At 71.7% G+C, this 17,269-nt stretch carries 12 protein-coding genes and 5 tRNA genes; 7 read left to right on the top strand and 10 right to left on the bottom strand.

Going from position 1 to position 17,269, the window contains the following annotated elements; all coding sequences use genetic code 11:
• Positions 1 to 104: 104 nt before the first annotated feature.
• From ACIP5O_RS00220 to ACIP5O_RS00240, 5 genes are all read right to left on the bottom strand, one after another.
• Positions 105 to 178, bottom strand: a tRNA-Lys gene (locus ACIP5O_RS00220).
• 140 nt (positions 179 to 318) lie between these two features.
• Positions 319 to 2,514, bottom strand: coding sequence for an FG-GAP repeat domain-containing protein (locus ACIP5O_RS00225; RefSeq protein WP_401286650.1), 2,196 nt, complete (start codon positions 2,512 to 2,514; stop codon positions 319 to 321).
• 222 nt (positions 2,515 to 2,736) lie between these two features.
• Complete coding sequence (locus tag ACIP5O_RS00230; RefSeq protein ID WP_401286653.1) at positions 2,737 to 5,007, bottom strand: DEAD/DEAH box helicase; 2,271 nt, start codon at positions 5,005 to 5,007, stop codon at positions 2,737 to 2,739.
• A gap of 199 nt (positions 5,008 to 5,206) precedes the next feature.
• Positions 5,207 to 5,923: a hypothetical protein gene (locus ACIP5O_RS00235; RefSeq protein WP_401286656.1), complete on the bottom strand. Its 717-nt coding sequence runs from the start codon at positions 5,921 to 5,923 to the stop codon at positions 5,207 to 5,209.
• Positions 5,924 to 6,069: 146 nt separating this feature from the next.
• A complete protein-coding gene (locus tag ACIP5O_RS00240) occupies positions 6,070 to 6,420 on the bottom strand; it encodes a metallopeptidase family protein (RefSeq protein ID WP_053648331.1) in 351 nt (116 codons plus the stop codon).
• A 105-nt stretch (positions 6,421 to 6,525) separates the two neighbouring features.
• Between ACIP5O_RS00240 and ACIP5O_RS00245 the strand changes: the two genes are divergently transcribed.
• From ACIP5O_RS00245 to ACIP5O_RS00255, 3 genes are all read left to right on the top strand, one after another.
• A tRNA-Glu gene (locus ACIP5O_RS00245) sits at positions 6,526 to 6,598 on the top strand.
• Positions 6,599 to 6,637: 39 nt separating this feature from the next.
• A tRNA-Asp gene (locus ACIP5O_RS00250) sits at positions 6,638 to 6,711 on the top strand.
• 22 nt (positions 6,712 to 6,733) lie between these two features.
• Positions 6,734 to 6,807 (top strand) — tRNA-Phe (locus tag ACIP5O_RS00255).
• Positions 6,808 to 6,936: 129 nt separating this feature from the next.
• On the opposite strand, the gene ACIP5O_RS00260 is transcribed toward ACIP5O_RS00255, so the two are convergent.
• The 3 genes from ACIP5O_RS00260 to ACIP5O_RS00270 all read right to left on the bottom strand — a co-directional run bounded on the left by ACIP5O_RS00260 (position 6,937) and on the right by ACIP5O_RS00270 (position 9,167).
• Complete coding sequence (locus ACIP5O_RS00260) at positions 6,937 to 7,779, bottom strand: cytochrome c biogenesis CcdA family protein (protein ID WP_401286659.1); 843 nt, start codon at positions 7,777 to 7,779, stop codon at positions 6,937 to 6,939.
• Positions 7,776 to 8,726: a DsbA family protein gene (locus ACIP5O_RS00265; protein ID WP_401286662.1), complete on the bottom strand. Its 951-nt coding sequence runs from the start codon at positions 8,724 to 8,726 to the stop codon at positions 7,776 to 7,778. Before ACIP5O_RS00265 ends, ACIP5O_RS00260 begins: the two co-directional genes overlap by 4 nt.
• A 63-nt stretch (positions 8,727 to 8,789) precedes the next feature.
• Positions 8,790 to 9,167 (bottom strand): hypothetical protein, encoded by a 378-nt coding sequence (locus tag ACIP5O_RS00270; RefSeq protein ID WP_401286664.1) that lies wholly within the window; start codon positions 9,165 to 9,167, stop codon positions 8,790 to 8,792.
• Positions 9,168 to 9,353: 186 nt separating this feature from the next.
• On the opposite strand from ACIP5O_RS00270, the gene hrpA reads away from it, so the two are divergent.
• The 3 genes from hrpA to ACIP5O_RS00285 all read left to right on the top strand — a co-directional run bounded on the left by hrpA (position 9,354) and on the right by ACIP5O_RS00285 (position 13,823).
• Positions 9,354 to 13,304, top strand: a complete 3,951-nt coding sequence (hrpA, locus tag ACIP5O_RS00275) for an ATP-dependent RNA helicase HrpA (protein WP_401286666.1) — start codon at positions 9,354 to 9,356, stop codon at positions 13,302 to 13,304.
• Positions 13,305 to 13,393: 89 nt separating this feature from the next.
• A tRNA-Asp gene (locus ACIP5O_RS00280) sits at positions 13,394 to 13,467 on the top strand.
• A 128-nt stretch (positions 13,468 to 13,595) separates the two neighbouring features.
• Positions 13,596 to 13,823, top strand: coding sequence for a DUF6274 family protein (locus ACIP5O_RS00285; protein ID WP_401286669.1), 228 nt, complete (start codon positions 13,596 to 13,598; stop codon positions 13,821 to 13,823).
• A 329-nt stretch (positions 13,824 to 14,152) separates the two neighbouring features.
• On the opposite strand, the gene bldC is transcribed toward ACIP5O_RS00285, so the two are convergent.
• Both bldC and ACIP5O_RS00295 read right to left on the bottom strand, forming a co-directional pair.
• Positions 14,153 to 14,359, bottom strand: coding sequence for a developmental transcriptional regulator BldC (gene bldC / locus ACIP5O_RS00290; RefSeq protein WP_003949541.1), 207 nt, complete (start codon positions 14,357 to 14,359; stop codon positions 14,153 to 14,155).
• Positions 14,360 to 15,019: 660 nt separating this feature from the next.
• Positions 15,020 to 15,898 carry a hypothetical protein gene (locus ACIP5O_RS00295; RefSeq protein WP_356548638.1) on the bottom strand — a complete coding sequence of 293 codons (879 nt, stop codon included), beginning with the start codon at positions 15,896 to 15,898 and terminating at the stop codon, positions 15,020 to 15,022.
• 155 nt (positions 15,899 to 16,053) lie between these two features.
• On the opposite strand from ACIP5O_RS00295, the gene ACIP5O_RS00300 reads away from it, so the two are divergent.
• On the top strand, positions 16,054 to 17,154 hold the full coding sequence (locus ACIP5O_RS00300; protein ID WP_401286672.1) for a Leu/Phe/Val dehydrogenase: 1,101 nt from the start codon (positions 16,054 to 16,056) through the stop codon (positions 17,152 to 17,154).
• The last annotated feature ends 115 nt before the right edge of the window (positions 17,155 to 17,269 follow it).

Genomic DNA, 17,269 nt, shown 5'->3' on the forward strand with positions numbered 1-17,269 from the left:
GCAGAGCTGATGGTCCCGTTGAAACGACGGAGCGCCCCGACTGGTGGAAACCAGTCGGGGCGCTCCGCCACAGGCCAAGGGGTTTCCCCTGGCCCGCCTTTCGGTAGGCCGTGTGGGACTCGAACCCACAACCAACGGATTAAAAGTCCGCTGCTCTGACCAATTGAGCTAACGGCCCGTGGACAAGCACACCCGTGCAGCATAGCCCGAGAGATCCCCGGAGCCGATCGGGTATCCGACACAGGCCGTGCCGTGCGCCGATCGGCGGGGCGTCCGGCCCATGGGCCCGGTACGTCCGTACCGGGCCCGGACCCGGCGTCAGGACAACGTCTTGTACATCTGCCAGCCGCCGCCGACCTGTGCCCGGGCGGCGAAGAGGCCCGCTCCGGTGCCCGCGTACCGCCACAGCACGCCGTTCTTGTCACGGGCCACGAGGTCCGCCTTGCCGTCGCCGGTGAAGTCGCCGACGCCCACGAGCGAGTCGTACGCCTGCCAGCCGCCGCCGACCTGCGTCCGGGCCGACAGCTTGCCCTTGCCCGTGCCGTAGTAGCGCCACAGCACGCCGGTCGTGTCCCGGGCGAGCAGGTCGCCGATCCCGTCGTCGTTGAGGTCGCCCGCGCCGACGACCGTGTTGTAGGTCTGCCAGCCGCCGCCGATCAGCGTCCGCGTCCCGAACTTGCCCGCGCCGTTGTCCGGGTACAGGAACAGATCGCCGGCCGGCGTGCGCGCGAGGAGGTCCGTCCGGCCGTCGCCCGTCAGGTCGCCCGGGGCGGTGAGGCTGTTGAACGCCTGCCAGCCGCCGCCGATCACCGTCTTCGCCCCGTCCGGCGCGAACGCCTTGCCGCAGCCGCCGTCGTACCGGGTCAGCGTGCCCGAGGCGTCCCGCACCAGGAGGTCGTTGCAGCGGTCGCCCGACAGGTCCCCGAACGGCACCACCGTCGAGGTCGCCGGCCAGCCCGTCGCCGAGGCGCCGGTGCCGAGGCCGCCGGTGCCCGTGCCGGTCCGCACGGTCAGAGCCCCGGCCGGGGTGAGGCCGAGCAGGTCGCCCTTGCCGTCGCCGCTGAAGTCGCGCCACTTGGGGAGCGGCTTGACGGGAGCGGGGGCGGTGGTGGCGGCCCGCAGCTGGTTGGTGAAGTCGCCGGTGGACTGCTCCCATACGGCGACGGGACGGTTGGCGGCGTCGACGGTGACCAGGCCCAGCGCATAGCCGCTGGTGTTGGTGGAGAGCGGCGTCGGGGTCGCGGACCAGACACCGTCGACGCGCGCGGAGGCCATCAGCTTCCGGCTCGTGCTCCCCTGGGTCCAGACGGCGTGGAAGGTGCCGTCGGGGCCGGCCGTCAGGTCGAACTGGTCGTCGGGGACGTAGCCGGTGGAGATCACCTTCAGCGCGGACCAGGTTCCGGAGACGGACCGGGTGGTCGTCTGTGCGGCGAACCCGGCGCCCTCGGCGTAGGCGACGCCGAGCAGGGTGACGTCACCCCGCGGGTTGATGGCGACCTTGCGCCAGGCACCGGTCTGGAAGCCGTTGGCGGGCTCCTCGGCACTCCAGGTCGGGCTGTCGGCCGGACGCACGGCGATCACCTGCGTGTGGGTCCCGGACGTCGGGTCGTCCGTCGAGTTCCACGCCAGCGCGGCGTGTCCGCCGCTGCCGATGGTCAGGGTGGGGCCGGTGGGGTAGGTGCCGGGCTTGGAGACGGTGACCGGCTTCGACCACGTCCCGTCCGCCGCCCGGTCGGTGACCTTGACCTCACCGGTCTCGGCGCCGCCCTGGACGTAGGCGACGGTGGTCGTGCCCCGGGCCGAGTGGACGAGCTGCGGCGAGCCGTTGAGCCCCGCGTCCGCCGCGGGCTCGTCGAGGCGGACCGGCTGCGACCAGGCGGCGTCCGGGGCGGCGCGGACCGAGGAGTACACCCCGACCCTCCCCTCCGAGAAGCTCGCCCAGACGGCGACGAGTTCGCCCGACGGCGAACCGGCCAGTTGCCCGCTGTGCACCCAGCCCGGGTCGCTCATGATGTCCGTCGTGCCGGACCACGTCGTGGCCCCGGCCGCGAGGGTGGCCATCCGGAACACACCGCCGGGCTTCTCGTCCTCCGGCCCACGGTCGTTCGGGTACTCCATCCAGGCCGCCGTGACCGACCCGTCGGCCGAGACCGTGAGGGCGGCGTCGGAGCGCAGGCCCGGCAGCGTGCGCAGGACGTGCGCCGCACTCCAGGCGGAACTGCCCGCCGGACGGTGCGAGACGACGAGCTCGTTCGTGCTGTGGTCCGCGGTGGTCCGGTACCAGAGGGCGACGACCGTCCCGTCCTTGGCGGTCTTGAGGTCCCTGAGGCTGAGGACGGACGTGCCGTCCGTCAGCGGAGCGGACGCCGACCACGGGTCGATCGCCGCGGCGGAAGCGGCAGCGGCGGCGACCGGCGCGGCGGTCGCCGTCGCGGCCAGCGGGCCGACGCCGGCGAGAAGGGTCGCGGCGGCGACGGCCGCGATGGAATGGCGTAGAAGAGCGCTACGAGGCACTCGGGTCCCCCCTGAGGATCGGTGAAGAGGCACGGGGAGGACGACGGCATGCGTGCTGAACAGCAGGTTCGCGGCCCCCCGGCCGCACCGCCCCCCGTGCGAGTGCGCCGATGCTAACAGCCGCCCCCTGCCTGCCGGAAGCAATTTCGAACCCGTTCAAAGCAGCAGGGCCCGTACGCCACCGAAGTGTCGTACGGGCCCTGCTCAGCGTTCTACGCGATGTCAGCCGTTGCGCTTCCAGCGCGGCTTGTCGTCGCGGCGGCCGAAGGAGCCGCCGGCCGGGCCGGAGCCGCGGTGGTCGTCGCGGCGGCCGTACGGACGGTCGCCGCCCGAGCGGAAGCCGCCGGCCGGGCGGTCGTCACGACGGTCGCGGTTGAACGGACGGTCGCTGCCGCGGTGGCCGCCGGAGGGGCGGTCGTCACGGCGCTCGAAGGAACGGCCGCCGCGGTCGTCACGGTTGAAGCCGCCCGACGGACGGTCGTCGCGGTTGAAGCCGCCCGACGGACGGTCGTCGCGACGGAAACCACCGGACGGACGGTCGTTGTCACGGCGCTCGAAGGAACGGCCACCGCGGTCGTCGCGGTTGAACCCACCCGACGGACGGTCGTCACGACGGAAACCACCGGACGGACGGTCATTGTCACGACGCTCGAAGGAACGGCCGCCGCGGTCGTCACGGTTGAAGCCGCCCGACGGACGGTCGTCACGACGGAAACCACCGGACGGACGGTCATTGTCACGACGGAAGCCGCCACGGTCGCCACCGCGGTCGTCACGACGGAAACCGCCCCGGTCGCCACCACGGTCGCGGCGCTCGAAGTTGCCCCGCTCGTCGCGGAAGGACGGACGCTCCTCGCGGCGCTGCTGCTCCTCGGCCTTCGCGGCGCGCTCGGCCTCGACGGCCGCCGCCGCGACCTCGGCCTCGGCGGCCTCGGTCACCTCGGCCACGGCCGCCTCCGGGTCCTCGCCGCGCTCGCGGGCGGCGCGGGCCACCAGGCGGTCGGCCTCCTCGCGGAGTTCGACGGCACGGCGCTGCAGGCGCTCCAGCTGCTTGGTGAGGTCGACGACCTCGCGCTCGGCCTGCTTGGCGGAGTTGTTCGCGGAGTCGGCCTGGACCTCGGTCAGCGAACGGGCGCCGGTGATCTCGGCGACCTCCGGGTCGAAGGCGCCGGCCCCGCCGACGATGTGGCGCGAGGCGTCGACGCCCGCGTCCTCCATCAGGCGGAAGATCTGGCGGCGCTGGTGCGGCAGGGCCAGGGAGACCACGACGCCGGAGCGGCCGGCACGGGCGGTACGGCCCGAGCGGTGCAGGTAGTCCTTGTGGTCGCCGGCCGGGTCCACGTTCAGGACCAGGTCGATGCCGTCGACGTGGATGCCCCGGGCGGCGACGTCGGTCGCGACGAGCGCGTTGACGTAACCGTCCTTGAAGTCGGCCAGGGTCCGCGTACGGGCGCCCTGGGTCATGCCGCCGTGCAGCGCGTCGGCCTTCACGCCGGACTCGCGGAGCTGCTCGGCGATGCGGTCGGCACCGAGCTGGGTGCGGACGAAGATGATCGTGCGGCCCTTGCGGGCGGCGATCGCCGCGGTGACCGGGGCCTTGTCCTTCGGCTTCACGACGAGGACGTGGTGGGTCATGGTGGTGACGGCGCCGGCGGACGGGTCGACCTCGTGCGTGACGGGGTTCACCAGGTAGCGCTTGACCAGGCTGTCGATCTCGTTCTCCAGGGTGGCGGAGAAGAGGAGGCGCTGGCCGCCCTCGGGGATCTGGTCGAGCAGCTCGGTGACCTCGGGCATGAAGCCCAGGTCGGCCATCTGGTCGGCCTCGTCGAGGACCGCGATCTTCACGGCCTCCAGGGAGCAGGCGCCGCGGTTGATGATGTCGCGGAGACGGCCCGGGGTGGCGACGAGGATGTCGACGCCGCGCTCCAGGGCGTAGATCTGGTTGCCCATGGACGTACCGCCGCAGACGACCTTCATCTTGAGGCCGAGCACGTCGCCGTAGGGCTGGAGGGCGTCCGCGACCTGCATCGCGAGCTCACGGGTCGGGGTGAGGATGACGCCGCGGGGCTTCTTCTTGTCGGTGTGGCCGCCCGCCAGGGTGGCGAGGAGCGGCAGACCGAAGGAGAGGGTCTTGCCGGAGCCGGTGCGGCCGCGGCCGAGGATGTCCTTGCCGGCCAGGGCGTCCGGGATGGTCGCCGCCTGGATCGGGAAGGGGGTGGTCACGCCGTTCTGCGCGAGCTTGCGCACGACGCCCTCCGGCAGACCGAGGTCCGCGAAGGTGATCGTGGGCTCGGCGGGCTCCTCGGACTCCTCGTCGAAGTCGTCGCCCTCGATCTCGTCGGCGAGGATCTCGGCCTCGGCCTCGGCGAGGGTGTCGGCCTCGACGAGCGCCTGGGCCTCGGCCTCGATCTCGACGGTCTCGGTGGCCTCCGCGGCCTCGACGATCTCGTCGTTCTCGGGCATGACGGCGTGGTCAGAACTGAAAATGGACATGCGAAATGCGAAACCTTCCGGAGTCTCGGCACGCGCCCGTCAACTCCGTGTTTTCGCAAATCGACCGCCTCGATGCGGTCCAGCCACGGCTAGGGAGAGTACGCGCCACACGGCGCTCTTCTGTGTCGGCGCCGGGCAATGGGATCAAACGATCTACCACCATACGCACTCTCCCCCACCTATGGCAAATCGGACTCCCTCACACCGGTCCCACCTGCGGAGACGCCACCGGTTCCGAGGACACGTCCGCGCCCTCCCCCTCCGCCCCCGCGGCCCGCACGGCGCCCATCTGGACGTCGGGGCCGGACGCCGGCGGCTCGGTGGGGTCCGAGGTCGGCTCGGGCGTCGGCTCCGGGGTCGGAACGGGCGGCTCCGGCGTGGGCTCGACGGGCGGCTGCGTCGGCTCCGGAGTGGGCGTGCCCCCGCCGCCGCCCGGTCCTCCGGTCCCGCCGTCGCCGCTGCCGCCGTTCCCGCCGCCGCCCGTGCTCCCGCCCCCGCTTCCCCCGCTGCCGCCGTTCCCGCCGCTGCCGCCCGCACTGCCGCTCGGCTCCTCATGGCCGCCGCCGGTCGGCTGCGGCTTCGCCGTGCCCGCGGAGGGGCCGACGCCCGGCACGAGCGGACCCTCCGTGGACCGCGCGCTGCCGGACGGCGAGCCGCTCGGCACGGGGGTCTCCTTGCCCGACCCGGTCACGTCCGGCCCGCTCCCGTCCGACCGGCCGTTCCAGGAGCCGCCGCCCCCGTCCGGGAGCCCCGTGCCGCCTTCGGACTCGGCCGCCACGCCCCGCTTCCCCCCGGACGCGCCGGGCCCCGGCTTCGCCCCGTCGTCGCTCACACTCATACAGCCGCTCAGACCGGCGCAGGCCGCGACGGTCAGCGCGGTGGCGACCCATCTCACCGGGGTGGGCAAATGGCGCACGGGGGGCACCTCCAGGACACAACGGGCAGGAACGGAACGCGTCGCACTGCCCAACTCCCCCGGCCCCGCAAGGGACACGGGCCCCCGTACGAGGGAAACGGAACCCGCGCTCCCGCGCGCCCCGCGGTCCTCTCCGGCCGCGACCGTCAGCCGTACCCCAGCGCGTGCAGCCGTTCGTCGTCGATGCCGAAGTGGTGGGCGATCTCGTGCACCACCGTGATCTCGGTCTCCGCGACCACGTCCTCGCGCGACTCGCACATCCGCAGCGTCGGCCCCCGGTAGATCGTGATCCGGTCCGGGAGGACCCCGGCGTACCACTCGCCCCGCTCGGTCAGCGGCGTCCCCTCGTAGAGCCCGAGCAGCTCGGGATCGTCGGAGGGCGGCTCGTCCTCCACGAACACGGCGACGTTGTCCATCAGCCGCGTCAGCTCCGGCGGGATCCGGTCCAGGGCTTCGGCGACGAGTTCCTCGAACTCCTCGCGCGTCATCTCCAGCACGCGTCCATTCTCCCCCGGGCGGAAACCGTTTTGGCGATAGCGGCCGGCATCCCATATGCTTCTCACGTCCCCGACGCGCTGACGAAGCGCCCAGGTGAGCCCCTAGCCCTCATCGTCTAGTGGCCCAGGACGCCGCCCTTTCAAGGCGGTAGCACGGGTTCGAATCCCGTTGGGGGCACGTTTCAAACGTGTGCGAGACTTGTCTCGACACAAGCAAGGTCCTGTGGAGCAGTTGGTTAGCTCGCCACCCTGTCAAGGTGGAGGTCGCGGGTTCAAGTCCCGTCAGGATCGCCGAGACCGGAAACGGTCTCGTGGCTGGGTAGCTCAGTTGGTACGAGCGATCGCCTGAAAAGCGATAGGTCGCCGGTTCGACCCCGGCCCCAGCCACAGGCAGAAGGCCCCGTTCGAAAGAACGGGGCCTTCGTCGTGTCCGGGGAAGCCCGGGGAAACGCCTGGGGAAGCCCCGAAAGGCGACGGCGGTACGGGGAAGGGGCCCGCGCCCCTCCCCCGTACCCGTCACGCCTCCTCGCGCTCCTCCGTACGGCTCCCCCGCCGGCCCCGCACCGCGAGCGCCGCCGCCACCACGGCCACGACCGCGACGAGCAGCGCCCAGTCCGGCACCGCCCGGCCCAGGGAGGCCACCCGCTCCTCCACGGCGAACGAGTCGTCCACCGACAGCAGGCCCGGCAGCGCGGTCGTCCCGTCGAAGACCAGGAACAGCGTGCCCAGGGCGACGAAGAAGAGGCCCGAGAGGACCGAGGTCGAGTGGAGCGTGAGCCGGCCGACCCGCAGGGGCCGCCCGCGCAGCCAGCGCCGCCGGCCCAGGTCGTACCGCTCCCAGAGCAGCGCCAGGACGAACAGCGGCACCGCCATCCCGAGCGCGTACACCGCGAGGAGCAGACCCCCGTACGCCGGGCTGCCGCTCAGCGCCGCCACCGTCAGGACGCTGCCGAGGATCGGGCCCGCGCAGAAGCCCGCGAGGCCGTAGACCAGGCCCAGGGCGTAGACGGAGAGCGCCGACGTGGGCCGGATGCGGCCGCTCGCCTCCGCGATCCGGCGGGAGGCGAAGCCCAGGCCGAGGACCTGGAGGACGCCGAGCCCGACGATCAGCCAGCCGCCGATCGTGACGAGCAGGTCCCGGTGGCCGTAGAAGAACCGGCCCGCGAAGGAGCCGGCCGCGCCGAGCGGGACGAGCGTGGTCGCCAGGCCCGCGTAGAGGATGCCGGTCCTGGCGACCAGCTTCGCGCGCGTGTCGATGGAATACGCGAAGAAGGCCGGCAGGAGCAGGGCGCTGCACGGGCTGAGCAGGGCGAGCAGTCCGCCGAGGAAGGCGGCGAAGTAACCGATGCCGGAGGTCACCGCCCGGCTCCGGAACCGGTCTCGGACGACCCGGAGTCAGCCCCGGAACCGGTCTCGGACCCGGAACCGGTCTCGGACCCGGAATCAGCCCCGGAACCGGAACCGGACCCGGAACCGGTCTCGGCTCCGGAATCAGCCCCGGACCCGGTCTCGGACCCGGAAGGCTTCGCGGGCTTCTTCGCGTCCTTCGCCGTCCTCGCCGCCGCCTCGATCGCCTCCGTGAAGGTCTCCAGGGGCTGCGCGCCCGCGATCGGGCGTCCGTTGACGAGGAAGGACGGGGTGGAGGTGGCGCCGAGCGCGTACCCCTGCTCCTGGTCCTTGCCGACGGCCGCGCGGGCCGCCGCTCCCTCCGCGTCCTTCGCGAACCGGACCGCGTCGGGGACGCCCGCCTCCTTCGCGAGGGCGGCGAGCCGGTCCTTCCCGAAGCCCTTCTCCTTGGCGCCCTCCGCGTAGGCGGCCCTGTGGAACTCCCAGAACCGTCCCTGCTGCCCGGCCGCCCAGGAGGCGCGGGCGACGGCCTCGGACTCCTCGCCGAAGATCGGGAAGTTCCGCCACTCGATGCGCAGGGTCCCGTCCTTCACGTACTCCTCCACCAGGACCGGCTCGGTGTCCCGGGCGAACTTCCCGCAGTAGCCGCACTTGAAGTCGGCGTACTCGATGAGCACCACGGGCGCGTCGGCCCGGCCCAGGGCGAGCCCGTCGGAGGCGTCGCGGCGGGCGTACGCCTCCAGCTCGGGGTAGACCCCGGCGGCCGGGTCGGCGGAGACCTCCGCGACGGCGGACGAACCGGAGGCGCCGGGGGACGCGGGCTTGGTGGCGGTGTACGAGACGACGCCGAGCAGCACGGCGGCGGCCGCCACCCCGGCGACGACCGCCACCGGCCTGGCCTTGGAAGAGGCTTTGGGGGAGGACTTGGGGGAGGACTTGGAGGAGGTGGATGTGGACATGCGGAAGCGCTCCTGGAACAGACGGGAACAGAGGGAGGAGGACGGCGGAAGGCGGCCGTCCGTCTACACCCTCAGGACCGACAGCTCCACCGGCGACGGCGCTACGAGGTCGGGCGGCTCCCGCCCCGGCGCCGCCGCCCGGGCGCCGGCCGCGACCACGGTCCGCGCCCCGCCCGGCACCCGGTCGGCGGCGAGCGCGGGCAGCAGCTCCGCGAAGCCGTGCGCGCGCGGCGGTACGACGGGGCCGTCGGCCCCCGCCTCGGCGGGACGGCCCGGATCGCAGCCGGGCACGGCGGCCCCGGGAGCGGAGACCACGGAGACCGCGGGACCTGCAGAAGCGGCGGAAGCGGCCCGCTCCCCCGAGGCGCCCCACACCAGCAGCCCCAGCACCACCCCCAGGACCGCGGCGAACGCCGCCGGCGCGCGGGTGGTGCAGAACATGCGAAACCCCTCCGGTCCGGTCGGCGTGCCCGAAATAGTACGCACCCCGCCCCCTCGCGCAGCCGCATCCCGCTCCCCCGCGCAGCCGCTCCCGGCCCCCGCCCCCGCCCCCGCACGAGGCCGCTCCCCGCCCGTCCGTAAATCGGTTCGCCGCTTCTCGTCCGCAGGTGCGATCCTGGATTCCGTATGTCTACTTCCTTCGCCGCCCTCCAGTCCGTCCTGGCCGGGGTCTCGCTGCGGGACTCCCACCGGCTCGGCCGCCGTCTCGAAGGCGCCCGCCGCATCCGCAAGCCCGAGGCCCGCGCGGCCGTCCTGGACGAGATCGCCGCAGAGGCGGCCAAGGCCAAGGAACGCGTCGACGCGCGCGCCGCGCGCGTGCCCGCCGTCACGTACCCCGAACAGCTCCCCGTCTCGCAGAAGAAGGACGAGATCCTGGAGGCGATACGCGACCACCAGGTCGTGATCGTCGCCGGTGAGACGGGCTCCGGGAAGACCACCCAGATCCCGAAGATCTGTCTGGAGCTGGGCCGGGGCGTCCGGGGCATGATCGGGCACACCCAGCCCCGCCGGATCGCCGCCCGCACGGTCGCCGAGCGGGTCGCCGAGGAGCTGAGGACCCCGCTGGGCGAGGCCGTCGGCTGGAAGGTCCGGTTCACCGACCAGGTGAACCCCGAGGCGACCTTCGTGAAGCTGATGACGGACGGCATCCTGCTCGCCGAGATCCAGACGGACCGCGAGCTGCGCGCGTACGACACGATCATCATCGACGAGGCCCACGAGCGGTCCCTCAACATCGACTTCCTGCTCGGCTACCTGGCCCAGCTCCTTCCCAAGCGCCCCGACCTCAAGGTCGTGATCACCTCCGCGACCATCGACCCGGAGCGCTTCTCCCGTCACTTCGGGGACGCCCCGATCGTCGAGGTCAGCGGGCGCACGTATCCCGTCGAGGTCCGCTACCGCCCCCTCCTCGAAGAGGACTCCGAGGAGTCCGACCGCGACCAGATCACCGCGATCTGCGACGCCGTCGACGAGCTCCAGGGCGAGGGGCCGGGCGACATCCTGGTCTTCCTCTCCGGCGAGCGCGAGATCCGCGACACGGCCGACGCCCTCCTCAAGCGGAAGCTGCGCAACACCGAGGTCCTGCCCCTCTACGCGCGCCTGTCGCACGCCGAGCAGCACCGCGTCTTCCAGGCCCACCCCGGCCGCCGGATCGTCCTCGCCACGAACGTCGCCGAGACGTCCCTGACCGTCCCCGGCATCAAGTACGTGATCGACCCGGGCACCGCCCGCATCTCGCGCTACTCGCACCGGACCAAGGTGCAGCGGCTGCCGATCGAGCCCGTCAGCCAGGCCAGCGCCAACCAGCGCAAGGGCCGCTGCGGCCGTACGTCCGACGGCATCTGCGTCCGGCTGTACTCGGAGGACGACTTCCTGTCCCGTCCCGAGTTCACGGACGCCGAGATCCTCCGTACGAACCTGGCCTCCGTCATCCTCCAGATGACCGCCGCCGGGCTCGGCGACATCGAGAAGTTCCCCTTCATCGACCCGCCGGACCACCGCAACATCCGGGACGGCGTGCAGCTCCTCCAGGAGCTGGGCGCGATCGACCCGGCCGAGAAGGACCCGAAGAAGCGGCTCACCCAGCAGGGCCGGAAGCTGTCCCAGCTCCCCGTGGACCCCCGGCTCGCCCGGATGGTCCTGGAGGCGGACCGGAACGGCTGCGTCCGCGAGGTCATGGTGATCGCGGCGGCGCTCTCCATCCAGGACCCGCGCGAGCGGCCGGCGGAGAAGCAGGCGCAGGCCGACCAGCAGCACGCCCGGTTCAAGGACGAGACGAGCGACTTCCTCGCGTACCTGAACCTGTGGCGGTACGTCCGGGAGCAGCAGAAGGAGCGGGGCTCCAGCTCCTTCCGCCGCATGTGCAAGCAGGAGTACCTGAACTTCCTGCGGATCCGCGAGTGGCAGGACATCTACGCCCAGCTGCGGACGGTCGCGAAGCAGATGGGGCTCCATCTGGAGGAGCCCTCGGCGGACACTGCCGTGCCGGAGCAGTCCGTGCACGTGTCCCTGCTCGCGGGACTCCTGTCCCACATCGGCTTGAAGGACGTGAAGGACGGGGCGAAGAACGACTACCTCGGCGCCCGCAGCGCCAAGTTCGCGATCTTCCCCGGCTCCGCGCTCTTCAAGAAGCCCCCGCGCTTCGTCATGTCCGCCGAGCTGGTGGAGACCTCGCGCCTCTGGGCCCGGGTGAACGCCCGGATCGAGCCCGAGTGGATCGAGCCGCTCGCCCAGCACCTGGTGAAGAAGACGTACAGCGAACCGCACTGGGAGAAGGACCAGGCGGCCGTGATGGCGTTCGAGAAGGTGACGCTGTACGGCGTCCCGATCGTCACCGACCGCAAGGTGAACTACGGGCGGATCGACCCGGAGGTCTCCCGGGACCTGTTCATCCGGAACGCGCTCGTCGAGGGCGACTGGCGCACCCACCACAAGTTCTTCGCCGACAACCGCAAGCTGCTCACCGAGGTCGAGGAGCTGGAGCACCGGGCCCGGCGCCGGGACATCCTCGTCGACGACGAGACGCTCTTCGACTTCTACGACAAGCGCGTCCCCGAGCACGTCGTCTCCGGCGCCCACTTCGACTCCTGGTGGAAGCACAAACGCCACGAGGAACCGGAGTTCCTCGACTTCGAGCGCGAGATGCTCATCAACGAGAAGGCGGGGGCGGTCACCAAGGACGACTACCCGGACTCGTGGCGGCAGGGCCCGCTCAAGTTCCGGGTGACGTACCAGTTCGAGCCGGGCGCGGACGCGGACGGCGTGACCGTCCACATACCGCTCCAGGTGCTCAACCAGGTGACGGACGAGGGCTTCGAGTGGCAGATCCCGGGTCTGCGGGCGGAGGTCGTCACGGAGCTGATCCGCTCCCTGCCGAAGCCGATCCGCCGCCACTACGTCCCGGCGCCCAACTTCGCGACCCGCTTCCTCGACTCGGTCGTGCCCGTGCAGGAGCCGCTGACGACGGCGCTGGCGCGCGAGCTCCAGCGGATGGTCGGCGTCCCGCTGACGGCCGAGGACTTCGACTGGGCGAAGGTGCCCGAGCACCTCAAGGTGACGTTCCGGATCGTCGACGAGCGGCGCCGGAAGCTGGCCGAGGCCAAGGACCTGGAGACGCTGCGGCTCGAACTGCGGCCCAAGGCCCGCCAGGCGCTCTCCAAGGCCGCCGCGGCGGCCACGGGCGGCCCGGACGGCTCCGGGCCCTCCCTGGAGCGCTCGGGGCTCAAGGACTGGACGATCGGCACCCTGACGAAGGTCTTCGAGACCCGTCGGGCCGGCCAGCCGGTCAAGGCGTACCCGGCGCTCGTCGACGAGGGCGACGGCGTGGCCGTGCGGCTCTTCGACACGGAGGCCGAGCAGGCGCTCGCGATGTGGCGGGGCACCCGGAAGCTGATCATGCTGAACATCCCGGTGAACCCGGCGAAGTTCGCCTCGGACAAGCTGACCAACCAGCAGAAGCTGGCCCTGTCCTCGAACCCGCACGGCTCGATCCAGGCCCTCTTCGACGACTGCGCGACCGCCGCCGCCGACAAGCTGATCGCGGATCACGGCGGGCCGGCCTGGGACGAGGAGTCCTTCCGGAAGCTGTACGACAAGGTCCGCGCGGACCTGGTGGACACGACGGTGCGGACGGTGGGCCAGGTCCAGCAGATCCTGGCGGCCTGGCAGGCCTGCGAGCGGCGCCTGAAGGCCACGAGCAGCCCGGCGCTCCTCCCGAACCTCCAGGACGTGCGGGAGCAGCTGAATTGGCTGGTGCCGGCCGGCTTCGTCACCCGTACGGGTCTGAAGCGGCTCCCGGACCTGATGCGCTACCTGGTGGCGGTGGACCGGCGGCTCCAGCAGATGCCCACCGGGGCCCAGCGGGACACCACCCGGATGGAGAAGGTCCGGGAGATGCAGGACGAGTACGCCTGGCTGCTCGAACAGCTCCCCCAGGGGCGGCCGGTGCCGTCCGAGGTCACCGACATCCGCTGGATGATCGAGGAGCTGCGGGTGAGCTACTTCGCGCACGCCCTGGGGACGGCGTACCCGGTCTCGGACAAGCGGATCGTGAAGGCGATCGACGCGATGGTCCCGTAGCGGGGGCCTCGCGTTCGGTGAGTTCGACCGGACCCGCTGACCTGCTGTACAGTCTCTCTCGCAGCCGCTTGAAAGAGGGCTGCGAGCAAGGTCCTGTGGAGCAGTTGGTTAGCTCGCCACCCTGTCAAGGTGGAGGTCGCGGGTTCAAGTCCCGTCAGGATCGCCTCGAAGTCGAAGGCCCGCATCGTGAGATGCGGGCCTTCGTTGCGTTCCCGTGTCTTGACGGGGCCCCACGCCCGCCGGTACTCCGGTCTTCAGGGAATCGGGGGCCCCGACTGGAGGTGGTCGCGCATGGCCGCGGCGTCCGCAGCACGGCACGACACACGAGCACTGCTGCGCGCCCATCTGGCGGCCGCGTCGCGGTACGGGCACCTCACGCGCCACTGCGTGGTCTGCCACCGCCTGCTGAGGCTCGCCATGGAAGTACCGGAGACCCCGGAGGTCCCGGAGGTCCCGGAGGCCTGCGACGCCGAGGAACGGGCATCGGCGGCGGAGGACGAAGGTCCCGTCGACCCGTGACCGACGGCGCACCGGACGCCCTCCCGGGAGTGGCAGCCTTGACCTTGGCAAGGGATCGCTCGTGTGACGGGTGTCACTGAAAGAGTTTCAGAAACCCCTTCACTTACACCCTCCCTACACCAGTCCGATTTAATCGGTGCAATTGCACGATCGACCGCCGGACGGCGCCGGGCACAAAAAGATCGCGCTGGACCCGGCGGAGTCCAGCGCGATCGTTCGACGAAGACCTGTTGGGGCAGGTGTCCGCCGGCAGAGCTAGGGGTGGGCCACCGGATTGGGGGATCCGGAAGGGCCCGGTGTTACGGGGTACTGCGGGGTGTCACGCGACCTCAGGCCTCGCTGCGCTGCTGCGGAATGCCCGCCAGCAGCGCGCGGACCTCGGCCTCGCGGTACCGGCGGTGCCCACCCAGGGTGCGGATGGACGTGAGCTTGCCCGCCTTGGCCCAACGGGTCACCGTCTTCGGGTCCACACGGAACATCGTGGCGACCTCGGCAGGGGTCAGCAGCGGCTCGGCATCAGGGGTGCGAGCGGTCATGAGCGGCCTCCTCGGGAGAACCGAACCAATCTCGGTTCTTTCCTCTAAATTCTGCACCTTGACCCGCGTTGCCCGAAATGGCAGAAGCGGGCCGAGTCGGTTATAGGACGAACGGCTTGTCCTCGGCACTACAACTACACCATCCGTCCAGCCACGTCGGCCAAACCGATGGAATTGCCCTCGCAGGTGTTCATCAGCGGCGGAAGTCGATGGACCATGCCATAACGGACAGTCACGCGTCTGTGACGATCAGTCACAGGGCGATCAGGAGTCCTCAGACCCCCCATAGAGTGCAATGCTGAGCGTTCCGCCCAAAGTTGGGCGGAAGGAACCCTCCCCGGACTCCTTGTCCTATTTTGGCACGAGGATGGGTGATCGGCGCAAGGGTGCGTTAAGTGCTGTCCGTCACGCTTGAGCCAAAGGCCCGGATCGGGACCAACGTCCCCACCGGACGGGAGCCGAAGGACCCGTGGACCGGAGGAGGGGGCGCGGAGGAGCCCCGGAGCCGTCGGCTCCGAAGGCCTCGAAGATCATTTACACCGGTCGGACATGTCTTGTCGATACCGACCTGACGAAGATGCCCGACTGATGTCAGTTCGCACACGGGAGCTTCCGGCCACGGTTGCCGATTCCCGACGCCCGTGACCCTTCGAAGGGCCGTCAGTTCGCGAACCGCAGGTCCCTGATCGCCCGCCAGCGCTCGGCCAGGCGCCCGTACGCGTCGCTCGCCGCCTCCCCGTCCCCCGCCCGCAGCGCGGCGAGCCCCGCCGCCAGCTCGGCCGCCGACCGCTCCTCCGCCAGCCACTCCTCCGACACCACGTGCACCAGGCCGCCGAAGTCCAGCTCCACCAGGGCGCGCGGATGGAACTCCTCCAGCCAGCGCCCCACCTCGATCAGACCCTCCGTCATGGGACCGTCGTCGATCGACTCCCGCAGCGCCCGCAGGGCCCGCGCGAGCCGGCGCCGCGCCTGGGCCATCGTCGTCCGGTACCGCAGCACCGGCGCCCGCCCCGCCCCGGCGCCCTCCGTTCCGGCCCCCTCCTCCGGGGCGCCCGGCTCGTACTGCCGGTCCTCGTCACCGAAGAGGGCGAACCAGCGCACCGGCACCTGCCAGACCGCCGTACGGATCCACGGCCGCGCGTCCGGGTTCCGCGCCAGCCAGCGCTCGTGGTCCGCCGCCACCTGGGCGCGCACCACCGGCGGCAGCATCGCGTCGAGCACCGGCCCCGGATACCCCTCCGCCACCAGCTCCTCCAGGGCCAGCCAGCCGCGCAGCCGGGTCCGCCACGGGCAGATCACCACCGCCCCGTCCAGGTGCGCGACGAACGCCTCGCCGCTCTCGTGGACCGGCACCGGGACCGGGGGCGTCGGCAGCAGGTCCGCGAGCGACCGGCGCAGTTCCTCCTGCGCCCCCGGGGTGCGGGGCCGCCGCGCGTACCGGGCCCAGTGGGACCGCTCCGGCTCGGGGAACGCGGCCAGCGGCTCGTACACCCGCAGATAGGACGCGTAGGGGACGAGGACCGAGGAGGCGACCGACATGTCGCGATCCTTCCACGGCGGTACTCCCCCGGGGGGTGATCCTGCGCACTGCGGCTGATCTACGCCCTGGTAGCGCTTACCCTCTTGCCGAACCGGTCCCTCCCCCACCCGCAGGGAGGTCCGAACCCGCCGCTTCGTACTTGGGAGTCACCACCGTGACCGATGTGACCGGCGTTCCTGTCGATCCCGCAGACGTGCTGCACACCCTCTTCCGCTCGGAACAGGGTGGCCACGAGCAAGTCGTGCTCTGCCAGGACCGCGCCACCGGCCTCAAGGCCGTCATCGCCCTCCACGACACCGCCCTGGGCCCGGCCCTCGGCGGCACCCGCTTCTACCCGTACGCCACCGAGGCCGAGGCGATCGCCGACGCGCTCAACCTGGCGCGCGGCATGTCGTACAAGAACGCCCTGGCCGGCCTCGACCACGGCGGCGGCAAGGCCGTCATCATCGGCGACCCGGAGCAGATCAAGACGGAGGAGCTCCTCCTCGCCTACGGGCGCTTCGTCGCCTCCCTCGGCGGCCGGTACGTCACGGCCTGCGACGTCGGCACCTACGTCGCCGACATGGACGTCGTCGCCCGCGAGAACCGGTGGACCACCGGCCGCTCCCCCGAGAACGGCGGCGCCGGCGACTCCTCCGTCCTCACCGCCTTCGGCGTCTTCCAGGGCATGCGCGCCTCCGCGCAGACCCTGTGGGGCGACCCCACGCTGCGCGGCCGCAAGGTCGGCGTCGCCGGGGTCGGCAAGGTCGGCCACTACCTCGTCGAGCACCTCCTGGAGGACGGCGCCGAGGTGTACGTGACCGACGTGCGCGAGGAGTCGGTGCGCCGGATCACCGACAGGCACCCCCAGGTGAAGGTGGTCGCCGACACCGACGCGCTGATCCGCGTCGAGGGCCTGGACGTCTACGCGCCCTGCGCGCTCGGCGGCGCCCTGAACGACGACACCGTGGCGGCCCTCACCGCGAAGATCGTCTGCGGCGCGGCCAACAACCAGCTCGCCCACCTCGGCGTCGAGAAGGACCTGGAGGAGCGCGGGATCCTCTACGCGCCCGACTACGTGGTCAACGCCGGTGGCGTGATCCAGGTCGCGGACGAGCTGCACGGCTTCGACTTCGACCGGTGCAAGGCGAAGGCGACGAAGATCTTCGACACCACCCTCGCGATCTTCGCACGTGCGAAGGAGGACGGGATCCCGCCGGCCGCGGCGGCCGACCGGATCGCCGAGCAGCGGATGGCGGAGGCGCGGCGCGGCTGAGCCGGGCCGGGAACGGCCCGCCGCGAAAGGGGCGCGGGGAGACTTCCCTCACCCTTCTCGGCGGGTCGTACCCCCAGAAGAGGTTAAAATCGCGACTGACCAGCGAGGAAAGGGC

Origin of the sequence: Streptomyces sp. NPDC088915 (assembly GCF_044749825.1) — a bacterium.
Taxonomy (GTDB): Bacteria; Actinomycetota; Actinomycetes; order Streptomycetales; family Streptomycetaceae; genus Streptomyces.

Bases quoted from the DNA above. Each gene is read 5' to 3' on its own strand.
- ACIP5O_RS00230 (WP_401286653.1), bottom strand. From the start codon at position 5,007: ATGTCCATTTTCAGTTCTGACCACGCCGTCATGCCCGAGAACGACGAG.
- ACIP5O_RS00265 (WP_401286662.1), bottom strand. From the start codon at position 8,726: ATGTCCACATCCACCTCCTCCAAGTCCTCCCCCAAGTCCTCCCCCAAA.
- ACIP5O_RS00270 (WP_401286664.1), bottom strand. From the start codon at position 9,167: ATGTTCTGCACCACCCGCGCGCCGGCGGCGTTCGCCGCGGTCCTGGGG.
- hrpA (WP_401286666.1), top strand. From the start codon at position 9,354: ATGTCTACTTCCTTCGCCGCCCTCCAGTCCGTCCTGGCCGGGGTCTCG.
- ACIP5O_RS00285 (WP_401286669.1), top strand. From the start codon at position 13,596: ATGGCCGCGGCGTCCGCAGCACGGCACGACACACGAGCACTGCTGCGC.
- bldC (WP_003949541.1), bottom strand. From the start codon at position 14,359: ATGACCGCTCGCACCCCTGATGCCGAGCCGCTGCTGACCCCTGCCGAG.
- ACIP5O_RS00295 (WP_356548638.1), bottom strand. From the start codon at position 15,898: ATGTCGGTCGCCTCCTCGGTCCTCGTCCCCTACGCGTCCTATCTGCGG.